The sequence below is a fragment of the Ruegeria sp. ABV3_008 genome, assembly GCF_056161185.1.
In genome coordinates this window covers 43,677-55,764 of record NZ_JBSWYP010000008.1, presented here as the reverse complement: position 1 = coordinate 55,764, position 12,088 = coordinate 43,677, and the positions used below count along the sequence as shown (strand labels likewise).

General features: G+C 57.0%; 12 protein-coding genes. 5 read left to right on the top strand and 7 right to left on the bottom strand.

The window, feature by feature from the left end:
* Positions 1–30 precede the first annotated feature (30 nt).
* Positions 31–924: a UTP--glucose-1-phosphate uridylyltransferase GalU gene (gene galU / locus ACXAH8_RS14595; RefSeq protein WP_475219549.1), complete on the bottom strand. Its 894-nt coding sequence runs from the start codon at positions 922–924 to the stop codon at positions 31–33.
* A 404-nt stretch (positions 925–1,328) separates the two neighbouring features.
* A complete protein-coding gene (locus ACXAH8_RS14590; RefSeq protein ID WP_475219548.1) occupies positions 1,329–2,564 on the bottom strand; it encodes a lytic murein transglycosylase in 1,236 nt (411 codons plus the stop codon).
* Positions 2,565–2,717: 153 nt separating this feature from the next.
* On the opposite strand from ACXAH8_RS14590, the gene ACXAH8_RS14585 reads away from it, so the two are divergent.
* Genes ACXAH8_RS14585 through ACXAH8_RS14570 form a run of 4 tightly spaced genes read left to right on the top strand, consistent with a single transcriptional unit; the run spans position 2,718 to position 6,712 of the window.
* The gene (locus tag ACXAH8_RS14585) at positions 2,718–3,680 is read left to right on the top strand and encodes a cytochrome ubiquinol oxidase subunit II (protein ID WP_475219547.1); all 963 of its coding nucleotides are present in this window, start codon (positions 2,718–2,720) and stop codon (positions 3,678–3,680) included.
* On the top strand, positions 3,677–5,764 hold the full coding sequence (locus ACXAH8_RS14580) for a cbb3-type cytochrome c oxidase subunit I (RefSeq protein ID WP_475219546.1): 2,088 nt from the start codon (positions 3,677–3,679) through the stop codon (positions 5,762–5,764). The genes ACXAH8_RS14585 and ACXAH8_RS14580 overlap by 4 nt, the downstream gene beginning before the upstream one ends.
* Positions 5,761–6,393, top strand: a complete 633-nt coding sequence (locus tag ACXAH8_RS14575; protein WP_170659089.1) for a cytochrome c oxidase subunit 3 — start codon at positions 5,761–5,763, stop codon at positions 6,391–6,393. The genes ACXAH8_RS14580 and ACXAH8_RS14575 overlap by 4 nt, the downstream gene beginning before the upstream one ends.
* On the top strand, positions 6,386–6,712 hold the full coding sequence (locus ACXAH8_RS14570) for a cytochrome o ubiquinol oxidase subunit IV (protein ID WP_419741360.1): 327 nt from the start codon (positions 6,386–6,388) through the stop codon (positions 6,710–6,712). Before ACXAH8_RS14575 ends, ACXAH8_RS14570 begins: the two co-directional genes overlap by 8 nt.
* Before the next feature lie 8 nt (positions 6,713–6,720).
* On the opposite strand, the gene crcB is transcribed toward ACXAH8_RS14570, so the two are convergent.
* Together crcB and ACXAH8_RS14560 are read right to left on the bottom strand one after the other, a co-directional pair.
* The gene (crcB, locus tag ACXAH8_RS14565) at positions 6,721–7,083 is read right to left on the bottom strand and encodes a fluoride efflux transporter CrcB (RefSeq protein ID WP_170659090.1); all 363 of its coding nucleotides are present in this window, start codon (positions 7,081–7,083) and stop codon (positions 6,721–6,723) included.
* Positions 7,080–7,448, bottom strand: a complete 369-nt coding sequence (locus ACXAH8_RS14560; protein WP_170659091.1) for a FluC/FEX family fluoride channel — start codon at positions 7,446–7,448, stop codon at positions 7,080–7,082. The genes crcB and ACXAH8_RS14560 overlap by 4 nt, the downstream gene beginning before the upstream one ends.
* 265 nt (positions 7,449–7,713) lie before the next feature.
* On the opposite strand from ACXAH8_RS14560, the gene ACXAH8_RS14555 reads away from it, so the two are divergent.
* Positions 7,714–9,294, top strand: a complete 1,581-nt coding sequence (locus ACXAH8_RS14555) for an FMN-binding glutamate synthase family protein (protein WP_475219545.1) — start codon at positions 7,714–7,716, stop codon at positions 9,292–9,294.
* A 3-nt stretch (positions 9,295–9,297) separates the two neighbouring features.
* Here the strand turns inward: ACXAH8_RS14555 and ACXAH8_RS14550 are convergent, their stop codons facing one another.
* The 3 genes from ACXAH8_RS14550 to ACXAH8_RS14540 are packed head-to-tail and all read right to left on the bottom strand — an operon-like array spanning position 9,298 to position 12,087.
* Positions 9,298–9,954: an ABC-type transport auxiliary lipoprotein family protein gene (locus ACXAH8_RS14550; RefSeq protein ID WP_170378328.1), complete on the bottom strand. Its 657-nt coding sequence runs from the start codon at positions 9,952–9,954 to the stop codon at positions 9,298–9,300.
* A complete protein-coding gene (locus tag ACXAH8_RS14545; protein ID WP_475219544.1) occupies positions 9,951–11,267 on the bottom strand; it encodes an MlaD family protein in 1,317 nt (438 codons plus the stop codon). Before ACXAH8_RS14545 ends, ACXAH8_RS14550 begins: the two co-directional genes overlap by 4 nt.
* 13 nt (positions 11,268–11,280) lie before the next feature.
* Positions 11,281–12,087, bottom strand: a complete 807-nt coding sequence (locus tag ACXAH8_RS14540) for an ABC transporter ATP-binding protein (protein WP_170639677.1) — start codon at positions 12,085–12,087, stop codon at positions 11,281–11,283.
* Position 12,088 lies beyond the last annotated feature (1 nt).

The following is a 12,088-nucleotide window of genomic DNA, read 5'->3' as shown; positions in this document are numbered from 1 at the left end:
CGTCTTTCATTTGTGTGTCTTACCGCCCGTTTACTGAGCAGCTTTCTCAGCCGAGACAAGGTCGTGCAGATACGCGCTCAGGTCATCGCGCAGATCATCGCGGGCCAAGGCAAATGCGACGGTTGCTTGCAGGAACCCAGCTTTAGATCCGCAATCAAAGCGTTGACCGTCAAATTTGTAACCAAAGACAGGAACACCGTTGCGGATATCTTCGGCGATGGCGTCGGTCAGCTGGATCTCTCCACCGCTGCCTTTCTTCTTTTGGTTCAAATTGTACAGAACCGACGGCCCAAGCACATAGCGTCCGATTACGGCGAGGTTTGAGGGCGCATCTTCGGGCTTGGGCTTTTCGACCATGCCGCGTGTGCGCACGACCGTGCCCACATTGTCGCCCACATCCAACACCCCATAAGAGCTGGTTTGTTCGGGCGGAACCTCCATCGCGGCAACCATATTGCCGCCGGTTTCTTCATAAGCTTCGATCATCTGCTGCAAACAGGGCTTGTCGGCGGCGATGACGTCATCGGGCAGCATGACGGCGAAAGGCTCATCCCCGATCAGGCGGCGCGCGCACCAGACAGCGTGGCCAAGCCCAAGCGCCTTGTGCTGGCGGATATAGGCGATGGCGCCGCTTTCCATGTTTGTCGCATTGAGCGTATCCAGCAGCTTGTGCTTGCCTTTGGCTTTCAGCTCTTGTTCCAGAACGAGGTTATGGTCGAAATAATCCTCAAGCGCGGATTTCCCGCGGGACGTGACAAATATGAACTCGGTGATCCCAGCAGCGCGGGCTTCGTCGATGGCGTACTGGACCAGAGGGCGGTCAACCAGCGTCATGATCTCTTTAGGGACGGATTTCGTCGCGGGCAAAAAGCGTGTTCCAAGTCCTGCTACGGGGAAAATCGCCTTGGTGACCTTGCGTGTCATAGTGCCTCTCAATCTAGTTGCCCCTCGTGGTCGAAACCAATCGGGTTATTCCTCTTAGGCTTTGGGGCCAGATCATTCAATATTACCCGAAGGGCCTGAGCTTAAATCGGTCAGATCGTGCCATGGCGGGAACAGCAAGTCAAAAGACAGTTATGTTGCCAGTTTCTGGTTGCTTGGGCTGGCATCTCAAGCCGCGAGGTCGCTTCGTTGAAGCGCTCCAGTATCGCGTTCTTGGCGATGTATCCATAACGGGTTGATTCTAAACAGCCGCGCCAAGCCTGTGCGACATGTCCGGTCAATAGAAAGGCCGTGCATCAAGCCAATTTGGGCAAGCCTGTCAATTGACCTTTAATAGGCAACGATAGCGAGGAAAAACAAACATTGTTGATTTGGACTGGGGCTGGTTACTGCCCAAGTTCAGAGACAAGCGCACGGTCAGGGAAACACGTCTCGGCCCGACCTTGCGTTTTCTGCCAGCGCCCGATTGAGCGTCGCGTTTTGAAACCTGGCAGGCCGTCTGCGCCGCCGACATCATGGCCAAGGCGTTCCAACCCTCTTTGCATCGCTGCAATTTCTGATCGGTATAGCGGGTCAACGCGACCCCAGCGCGCCGTGAAGTCTCCGACACCGAATGCAATCCGATCCCCGACATGACCCACGAACAGGGCGTATAGATCGCTCTTGTTGTATTCTTTCAGGACGTAGAAATTCCGGGTCACCAAAAACGCCGGCCCGGTTCGACCTGCGGGCATCATTAGGAACCCTTGGGCGGGCAGTTCATGCGCTGGAAACGGGCGGCCGGATGTTCGCGTGATCCCCATCGAGGCCCACTCCTCGATCGCGCGCCCCTGATCAGGACCCTCCAAAGCGCAGCTGACTGTATCAGGCACAACAACCTCAAACCCCCAATCACGGCCCGAAATCCAGCCATGCTGCGACAGGTAGTTGGCGATCGAGGCGATCGTGTCCTCTTCGGATTGCCAGATATCTGCGTTGGCATCGCCATCTCCGTCCACGGCGTAAGTCAGAAAACTCGAGGGCATGAATTGCGGCTGCCCCAGCGCTCCGGCCCAACTGCTTTTCATCTCACGACCGTTCAAATGCCCCGCTTCCGCGATTTGCAAAGCGGCCAGCAACTCGGCTGTGAAATACTGCGAGCGGGTGCTCATAAAGCCTTTTGTCGCGAGGACCTGAAACGCGTTGTGGGGGATTGCCACTTGGCCATAGCCGCTTTCACGACCCCAAATGGCGAGGATAATGCGGGCCGGAACGCCGGTTTCGGCCTCGGCACGGGCAAGCACCGCCGCGTGTCGTTTGGCCATTTTGCGCCCCTGAGCAGTCGCGCCCTGCAAAGAGCCTGCTTTGAAATAGCGCGCCGGTGCTCCGAATTCGGCCTGTGATTGTGGCTTTGATGACCGCGGCGGGCTGCCCGGCGGCACCAGATCGGGAAGGTCCCATTTCAAGGTCACGCCGGACAGAGCCCGTGTCATGGTCTGGCGCGAAACGCCTTTGGCACGGGCTTGCGGCCACACCGTTTCCTGCAACCAGTTTTGAAACTGACGCTCAACCTTGGCGCGATCTTGCGCGTTGGCCGCCAGGGGCTGGATGGCAAGGCAAAAAATCAAAATGAGAATACGCATCGTAGCCAAGCTGTGTCCCGAGGATGCATGCAAGTCAACCGAAACCAGAACACTATTAGTGCCAGCTTGAAGGCTGCGATCAAAAGCCTTGAGAAATCTCTTTCCTTTGTCGATAGTTGCAATGAATCAGGATGCGAAAGAGGACAGTCGCCTATGACCAAGGTCGGAACGGCCCTCATATCGGCGGCGATGCTGATGGCCCTTGTGATGGTGGTATCATCGGCCCGGACCGCAGGCGCCAGTGACAGCTTCATGGACCCTCAGGGTCCGATTGCGGCGGTGCAGAAGGCACATCTTTTGCGGGCAACGTGGTTGATTTTGATCGCTGTTGTGCCTGTTCTTGTTCTGGTTCCGCTTATTGCGCTGCGATATCGCCGTCGGAAGGGCGGTACAGCTGCTTATCGGCCAGATTGGGACTTCTCGCCCCGGCTCGAGATGGTGATGTGGGGCGTTCCGGTGGTGATCGTCACGATTTTGTCGGTCTACTTGTGGAAAGCGACCCATCGTCTGGACCCTTTCGCGGCTCCCTTTGGGGATGAACCTGCCGTTCAGATTCAGGTCGTGGGCCTCGATTGGAAATGGTTGTTCATCTATCCCGATCTCGGGATCGCGACCGTGGGTGAGATGGGTATTCCCGTGAAACAGCAAATCGCTCTGACCCTGACAACGGATACCGTCATGCAGTCTTTCATGATCCCTGCCTTGGCCGGGCAGATTTACGCGATGCCGGGTATGACCACTCAGCTACATCTGGTCGCAGATCAACCCGAACAGATGCAAGGCGAGAATACGCAATATAACGGGCGCGGCTTCACAAAACAGAAATTCAAAACGCTTGCCCTTTCGGCAGAGGATTTTGACACTTGGGTCGAAACTGTGCGCCAGAACGGCATCGTGTTGGATGCGGCGACGTATAAGACCGTTGCCATGCGCTCGGACCGTGATGAGGTGCAGCAGGCCCTCGGAACCTCTGATATGCCTGAAAACGCCTTGTATTTCCGCTTGGATGATAGCGATTTGTTTCAGTCGATCTTGCATCGCTATCACTCTGGCCAAGCCTTGCCGCACGATCAGCAGCCGGGAACAACCTCATACGGGCAGGGGGTCGGCCAATGACATCTGACACCGGTTTCTTCGGCCGCCTCAGTTGGGATGCGTTTCCAATCGCGGGGCTGATCCAGAACCCCAACGCAAATGAGATCGTTGCCAATGCCGCCGCCGCCGTTGTGCTTGTCGGAGCGGCAGCAGTTGTCTTCCTCCTGTCATGGTTCCGGCTGTGGGGGCCGCTGTGGCGCGACTGGCTGACCAGCGCCGACCACAAGAAAATCGGCATCATGTATATCGTCTTTGCCATCGTCATGCTGGCCCGAGGGGTGCTGGAGGGCGTTGTCATGCGCGCCCAACAGGCGGCCGGGCCGGGCGACGGTTTTCTTGAGGCCGAGCATTTCGCCGAGCTCTTCAGCACGCACGGCACGATCATGATTTTCTTTGTCGCTGTGCCCTTTGTCTTTGGCATCGCGAACTACGTCATCCCGCTGATGATCGGCGCGCGGGACGTCGCCTTTCCAGTGATGAACCAGATCAGCCTTGGGCTGACCGTTTCGGCGGGCATGATGCTGATGGTTTCTCTGGTGGTCGGAGAGTTCTCGACCGGGGGGTGGACCGCCTATCCGCCCTATACCGGGGCCGCGTTCAACCCTGGTGTGGGGCCCGATTACTGGATCTGGGCCATCGTCGTGTCTGGGATCGGAACGACTCTGACCGGCATTAATTTTGCCGTCACGATCTACAAGCTGCGGGCTCCAGGAATGACCTTCATGCGGTTGCCGATGTATTGCTGGACGATCATCTGCAGCTCAATCCTAATCGTCTTTGCGATGCCGCCGCTCGGGGTCGCGGCCTTGTTGCTGGCCGCGGATCGCTATCTGGACTTTCATTTCTTCACCAACGACCTCGGCGGCAACATGATGAACTACGCCAACCTGTTCTGGCTGTTCGGCCACCCCGAGGTTTACCTGCTCGTCCTGCCAGCCTATGGCATCTATTCCGAGGTCTTCGCGACCTTCTCGGCCAAGCGCATTTATGGCTACACCTCGCTGGTGATTGCCACCATGTCCATCGCAGTCCTGTCCTTCACCGTCTGGCTGCACCACTTCTTCACCATGGGCCAAAGCGCGCTGATCAATGCCGTGTTCGGCATTGCGACCATGCTGATTGCCATACCTACCGGCGTTAAGGTCTATGATTGGATGGCCACCCTCTGGCGTGGCCGTATCCGGTTCTCAGTCCCGATGCTCTATGGACTGGCTTTCCTGATGTTGTTTGTCATTGGCGGCCTCAGCGGAGTGATCTTGGCCAATCCAACCGTTGACTATCAGGTCCACAACACCCTGTTTCTCGTGGCGCATTTCCACAATGTTCTGCTGCCCGGCGTGCTGTTTGGCTTGCTCGCGGCCTATAACTACTGGTTCCCCAAGGCGTTTGGGTTTCGCCTAAATGAAGGGTGGGGCAGGGTGACGGTTGCGCTCTGGACCGTTGGATTCATGCTGACCTTCCTACCGCTTTACTTTGTCGGCCTGATGGGCATGCCACGCCGATCGTTCAGTTGGGAGGATCCGAGCTTTCACCCCTATATGATCGTCGCGGTGGTCGGAGCATTGGTCATCACAGCCGCGTTGCTATCGGTTCTGGTTCAGCTCTGGGTCAGCATCCGCGACCGCGACAAAACCCGCGTTCCTGTGGGCGACCCTTGGGATGGCCGCTCGTTGGAATGGTCGATCCCAGCACCGCCACCGCCCTATAACTTTTTCATCATCCCACAGGTGACCGCGCGGGATGACTTCGCCACCGCTAAAGAGCGGGGCGCGGCCTATCCCACCCCCGACGCCTATGAAGATATCGATATGCCGCGCAATACCGGGATCGGATTCATCCTTTGCGTGACCAGCGGTATCTGGATGTTTGCGCTGGTCTGGTGGATCTGGTGGCTGGCAGCGCTAATGACGGGTGCGATGATCCTTGCCTTTATCATCTGGACCTTCGACACCAGCACCGAAATCACCATCCCCGCCGAGGAGGTCCGCAAGGAACACGAGGCCTGGCTTGCACTGGTTCACAGCGAAACCCCCGTGGATCGCGACCACGAGACGGCGACGGATAACCGAGGCCTTGCCCGACCCGATATGGAGGCGGTGACATGAAACGCGCCCCGACCCATAGCTATCCCGGCATCAACCTCGGTGAACGCCACGCCAGTGCCCACAAAGCGTCCGAAGTCGTTACCTTCGGCTTCTGGGTCTTCCTGATGAGCGATCTGGTCTATTTCGGCCTGATGTTCGCAATCTACATCACGATGATCGACGCGCAGGCGGGTGGTCCCGGCCCGCACGAGCTGTTCGACCTCAAAAGCATCTTCGCGCAGACTATGATCCTGTTGACCAGCAGTCTAACCGTCGGGTTGGCCATGCTCGCTCTGAAATACAACTTGCCCCGGTCAAAGATCATTCTGTGGTTCGGGGTAACGCTGTTCCTGGGCCTCAGCTTCCTTGTGCTGGAGATCCGAGACTTTATGGCAATGGTCGAGAAGGGTGGTATCCCGCAGCGTAGCGGCTTCCTCTCTGCCTTCTACGGGCTGGTTCCCTTGCATGGGCTACACGTAGCGGCAGGCTGTGTTTGGTTGATTGTTTTGGGCATTCAACTGCGCGTCATGGGCATGACGGATCTGGTCATCTCACGCGTCGTGCGGCTTGCATTGTTCTGGCACTTTCTCGACCTGATCTGGATCGGCATCATCACAATCGTCTATTTCGGAGGTCTGACCTATGGATAAACGCTCCGAAATGCACCGGCGCGAGCGTCGTCGCTATGTCATCGGCTACGGAGGCTCGCTGCTTTTGACGCTTGCGATGTTTGGCGTTGCACAGGTGTTCGGCATTGAAACGACCGGAGTGTATCTGACTATCGGTCTGTTGGGTCTGGCGCAGTTGATCTTTCAACTGGTCTATTTCCTGCACATAGATCGTCGTCGCAGCAGCCGCGAGGATCTGGATCTGATCCTATTCTCGACCCTTGTTCTGTTGATTATCATTCTCGGAACGGTCTGGATCTTGGGCAACCTTGCGGTCCGAATGCATATGCACGCAATGTAGCCGGTACGTCAGCGTGTTATGACGAGACCCAACCACAACGCGCCCCAACACATCACAAGGCTGACGACGATATTGCCTGCGGCCAGAACCAGAGTTTGCTTGCGTCGCAGCTCTAGCGATTGATAGGCGAAGCTGGAAAAAGTGGTAAACCCGCCGCAAAAGCCGAATACCAATCGCTTTTCCTCCTCGCCCATGTCGACGGGGCCTCCCAGATAGCCCAGCCACAGCCCAAGCAACAGGCTGCCAAGCACGTTCACTATCAAGGTTGAGAGAGGGAGGTCATGCGTGATCCGCAACGCCACCCAATGACGAAGAACAGCACCCAAACCACCGCCTAGGCCAAACAGAGCATGCAGGTACAGATCCGTCATACGGACCCCCGACCTGCATGAAAACGCCGCCCAAGGGCCTCACCGGCGATTGCGGCACCCAGGCCAACTGCAATCTCCAACCCGGCCGCCGCCACTGCCGCCCCAAGCGTGTTTGCAGCCAACCGTTCAAGCTCGGCCACGAATGAAGAGAACGTGGAGAGGCCACCACAAAACCCGACAGCTCCGAGGTGTAAAACATGCGCGTGGACCCGATGGCGAATGGAATACAGCCAGCCAAGGACGAAACAGGCGAAAACGTTGATCCCGAACGTTGCAGTCAGGACCGAAGCGCCCGGGATTTCTACTGAAAAAAACTCCCGCACTAGAGACCCCAGTGCGCCGCCGACAAAAACGGCAAGAAACATCAAGACGCGGCCTTGTGTACCTGATTGAGAGTTCTGCGTGTTCACTCTGCCTGCCCTTAATGCCAGCCTGTCAGGCGTCGCGCCTTAAAACATTAGATCGATCAAACTCGTAACGCGATTTCACAAACGCGTCTCCTTTGATTGCAAACTGTCTGAGGGCTTGCAATCAAAAGCCAAGCTGTTTCACTTTGATTTATCATTTTCGGTTTTGATCTGAATGGATTTTACGCCGCACTCCAAAACGACCCACCCAAGGAGATCAGGAATGGTTGTACGCAGGCTTTATTATTTCCTCAGCTTCGTCTGTTTGCCTCTGGTTCTGCTTTTGGGCTTTGTCTGGCACCCGGCGCATTGGCTCCTGATCATTCTGATCCCTTACGCAGTGATCGGAATGTACGACATTCTGACCACCAAACATAACGTGCTGAACAACTATCCCGTGCTGGGTCATTTTCGGTACATGCTGGAGTTCGTCAGTCCCGAAATCCGACAGTATTTCGTGGAAACCAACGAAAGCGGTCGTCCCTACAACCGGATCGTTCGTAGCCTGATTTACTCTCGCGCCAAGGGTCAGGTCGATACGCAGGCCTTTGGTACGCAATACGACATCACGACCGTAGGCTATCACCGCGCCAATCATTCGCTTGCCCCCAAACACGTGGATGAAAGCGAAGAACGCATCATGCTGGGCGGGCCGCAATGTGAAAAACCGTATAGCGCGTCGCGCCTGAACGTCTCGGCCATGAGTTTCGGGGCGCTGAGCGCCAACGCCATTCGGGCGTTGAATGGTGGGGCAAAAGATGGGGGTTTCGCCCATAACACCGGTGAGGGCGGGTTGTCTCCGCATCATTTGGCCGAAGGCGGTGATATTTTCTGGCAGATAGGCACCGGCTATTTCGGCTGTCGTACCCCCGACGGCGGGTTCGACAAAGACAAGTTCGCAGAAAAGGCCACTAAGGACGTAGTCAAAGCGGTCGAGATCAAGCTGTCTCAGGGGGCCAAACCCTCGCATGGCGGGGTACTGCCCGCCGCCAAAGTCGACAAAGAGATTGCTGAGATCCGCGGCGTGCCGGAGCATCAGGACGTCATTTCCCCGCCGGTTCATTCGGCCTTTGACGGCCCGACCGAGCTGCTGGAATTCGTCCAGCATCTGCGCGAGATGTCGGGCGGAAAACCGGTTGGCTTCAAGCTGTGCATCGGCAACCCGTCCGAGTTCATGGCAATCTGCAAGGCAATGTTAGAAACCGGCATCTTGCCTGATTTCATCACCATTGATGGTTCCGAAGGGGGCACCGGGGCCGCTCCGGTCGAGTTCACGAACCGTCTTGGCATGCCGCTAAACGAGGCGTTGATCTTCGTGAATAATTGCCTAAAGGGCGTGGGCTTGCGCGACAAAATCCGCATCATTTGTGCAGGCAAAGTCGCCACTGGCTACGACCTCGTCGAAAAATTCGCTCTGGGCGCCGATATCTGCAACGCGGCGCGTGCCATGATGTTCGCGGTCGGCTGCATTCAGGCGCTGCATTGCAACACCAACCGCTGCCCTTCCGGTGTGGCGACCCAAGACCCGATCCGGGGGCGAGCGGTAAACGTGCCGCAAAAACGTCAGCGGGTACATCGCTACCACGATGCCACTTTGGAGAGTTTTCGCGAACTGCTGGGCGCAATGGGCAAATCAACAGTGGCCGAGCTTCACCCGCGTGACATCCTGCGCCGGACCGCCGACGAGCGGGAGCATTCCTACGCGCAAATGCACACGATCCTGGAAGAGGGCGCGCTGCTGTCCGCGGAGATCCCCGCCGAATTTGCCGACGATTGGAACCGCGCGTCAGCCCAGCATTTCTAGGGTCTATTGCAAAGACGGTCGGGGATTGTTGGCCGCATGCGAGTGGATTTTACGCACGCTCCACTCCACGGCATCGCGCATGGTTTTGCCGAGTGCGATGTCGAAAGCCTCTACCAGATCAGGGGTTTGATCGCTGGCTGAGACGACATATTCGCGGAATGAGCTTGAGGCGATGATTTTGTCTTCGAACTCGTCGATGATCTTGATGTTCATCCGCACCTCGACCCTTACCGACGTGGAATCCTCAGTTTCCGATACGACAAGACCCTGAAATTCACGCAAGTCCGGTTGAATGACATAGTCCGCGCGCAGTCCGACCGTGGATCGACCCACCGCTGCAACCTTGCCCGAGTTCTCAAAGCTCTCAACCATCAGTGCTTGCACGATCAGCGGCGCGCGATCGACCCAGCGCGCTTGCGGCAGGTATTGCACCTGAAGCGCAGTGGGCTGAATGGCGATCTGGTCGGTGTTGACGGCGGCCGTCGCCGTCGGCTCTTGCACAACGATCTGCTTTTGGACCCGCGGAAGAGAGGAAGAAAACGTGCTTTTGGGCGTAAGCAGATAAAGGTTGTTTGGTTTTGAGGCCTGTCGCAGCGTACCAAGACCAGCGCAGGCCCCCAGCAACGTCAAAGACAGGGTCAGAAACAGGGTCCTAATCATTGACGGAACTCCGATGCTTGGGTGCCCAGCAGGAACCGTGCCGGGTCGCGTTCTATTCTGTCAGCCAAGCGGTCGAGGGAAATGACCAGCCGCTGCGCTTCTTCGACAAAACGGACGAATTGAGGGAGGCCAACGCGTAGGAAGTTCGACACCTGCCGGCTATTGTCTTGTACGATCTTGTCGACCGTACCCAGCAGCTCTTTCGCTGAGTTCGAGGCGCTGAGGACATCGTCCGAGATCTCGTCGATTTTATTGGTGATGTTTGAGACGGTCTCGGTCACCTGATTGGCCGCTTTGCGGATGTCTTCAGCCACAGGAGCCACGTCTTCGTCTATCACCCGGTTGGCCGTGTCAAAGGCACGCTCGGCCGAGGCCAATACGCCTTTGGTCGATTCCATCGCGGTGGTGATTGACGCCAGCGTGGTGTTGGCATTCGCTACAGTTTCGGTAATCACAGCCAGCGAGACACTGGCCTCATTCGACAACCGCGTCAGGTTCTCGGCCAGTTCCGAGCCGCGCTGAATAAAGGGCTTGATGTCTTCGGCCATGACGCTATTTGCCGTTGTCAGGGTTGTTTTGGCTTCATCCAACGCGCCTGTCGCCGAGTCCGCTGCTGTTTTGACCGATTGCAGCGTCTCGTTTCCGGTCTGAAGCGTGGTTTCAGCCGCAGCGATCAGCGGGTCGAGACGTTTGGTGAACTCACCGATATCCTTGGCCGCATCGCCGATATTGCCGGAAACGGTTTCAAAATCCGACATGGTCTTGTCCAAACGCCCGGTGGCGGAGGCTAGGTTTTCGAGAATATCCGAGACGGCCTTGCGGTTCTTTTCATCGACGACCGAATTCAGCTCTTGCAACAGTGTGATGGCTTCATCCAAAACCTTTGGCGCGCCTTCGAACAGAGACTGAATTGTACTGCGTTTGCTTTTGATCACGCTGTTTTGCGGCAGACGCGCGGCGGTGGTCGATCCTCCGGTCAATTCGACATAGCCGACGCCAGTGACTCCAAGTGATTGCAATTGGGCGATGGTGTCTTCGGTGACGGGAATATCCGCATCAACCTCAATCCTCACCCTTACTTTCGAGGGGTCGTCATCATCCAGATTTAACGAGATCACCTGACCGACCGGAAGGCCGTTGAAACTGACCCCGCCAGCGGCCGACAGGCCAGAAACGTTGTCGAACAACACGTCATAGTAGGCGTATTGGCGGGTCACCTCGAACTTGGCGAGCCATAGGAAAAAGCCAAAAGCCCCCAATAGTGCTGCAAGGGTAAATGCGCCGATTAGAATATAGTTCGCTCGGGTTTCCATCGCCTTACCTGCCTTACCCCTTCTGCTGTGCCGCGCGGGCGCGGGGGCCTGTGAAGTATTCCTGAACCCAAGGATGGTCGACCTTGGTCATCTCTTCTATCGGACCTTCAACCAGTACGCGTTTTTCTGCAAGTACCGCGATGCGGTCGCAGATCGCATACAGACTGTCCAAATCATGGGTGACCATGAAAACCGTCAGGCCCAATGCCTGCTGCAACTCTCGGATCAACTCATCATAGGCGGCGGCACCGATTGGGTCCAAACCAGCGGTGGGCTCATCTAGAAACACGATCTCGGGGTCCATGGCCAAGGCGCGAGCCAGCGCAGCCCGTTTGCGCATCCCGCCCGAAAGTTCGGATGGAAACTTGCCGCAACTCAGCTGTGGCAGACCCACTAGGCTGATCTTCAATGCGCCCAGAGATTCCATCAGTTTTTCGCTCAGGCCAGTATGTTCGCGCAGCGGGGCCATGACGTTCTGCAAAACGGTGAGCGAGGAAAACAGCGCACCATCCTGAAACGCCACGCCCCAGTGGCGTTCTATACGACGGCGATCTTCCTCGGGTCCATTCAGGACATCTACGCCTAGTACCTCGATGCTGCCTGCCGCTGGCGTGTTCAGCCCCACAATCGTGCGCAGTAGTACCGATTTACCGGTGCCCGAGCCGCCCACGATGCCCAAGACCTCACCCCGCCAGACATCGAGATCCAGATTGTCATGGACAACCTGCGGCCCGAACTGATTGCGCAGCCCGCGCACGCGGATCACCGCCTCGCGTTGCGCATCTGCCTGAGTGGTCTGATGTTGCACCGTGCCGTCCATG

Coding starts and splice junctions, on each gene's coding strand:
- galU (WP_475219549.1), bottom strand. CDS start 924: ATGACACGCAAGGTCACCAAGGCGATTTTCCCCGTAGCAGGACTTGGA.
- ACXAH8_RS14590 (WP_475219548.1), bottom strand. CDS start 2,564: ATGCGTATTCTCATTTTGATTTTTTGCCTTGCCATCCAGCCCCTGGCG.
- ACXAH8_RS14585 (WP_475219547.1), top strand. CDS start 2,718: ATGACCAAGGTCGGAACGGCCCTCATATCGGCGGCGATGCTGATGGCC.
- ACXAH8_RS14580 (WP_475219546.1), top strand. CDS start 3,677: ATGACATCTGACACCGGTTTCTTCGGCCGCCTCAGTTGGGATGCGTTT.
- ACXAH8_RS14575 (WP_170659089.1), top strand. CDS start 5,761: ATGAAACGCGCCCCGACCCATAGCTATCCCGGCATCAACCTCGGTGAA.
- ACXAH8_RS14570 (WP_419741360.1), top strand. CDS start 6,386: ATGGATAAACGCTCCGAAATGCACCGGCGCGAGCGTCGTCGCTATGTC.
- crcB (WP_170659090.1), bottom strand. CDS start 7,083: ATGACGGATCTGTACCTGCATGCTCTGTTTGGCCTAGGCGGTGGTTTG.
- ACXAH8_RS14560 (WP_170659091.1), bottom strand. CDS start 7,448: ATGTTTCTTGCCGTTTTTGTCGGCGGCGCACTGGGGTCTCTAGTGCGG.
- ACXAH8_RS14555 (WP_475219545.1), top strand. CDS start 7,714: ATGGTTGTACGCAGGCTTTATTATTTCCTCAGCTTCGTCTGTTTGCCT.
- ACXAH8_RS14550 (WP_170378328.1), bottom strand. CDS start 9,954: ATGATTAGGACCCTGTTTCTGACCCTGTCTTTGACGTTGCTGGGGGCC.
- ACXAH8_RS14545 (WP_475219544.1), bottom strand. CDS start 11,267: ATGGAAACCCGAGCGAACTATATTCTAATCGGCGCATTTACCCTTGCA.
- ACXAH8_RS14540 (WP_170639677.1), bottom strand. CDS start 12,087: ATGGACGGCACGGTGCAACATCAGACCACTCAGGCAGATGCGCAACGC.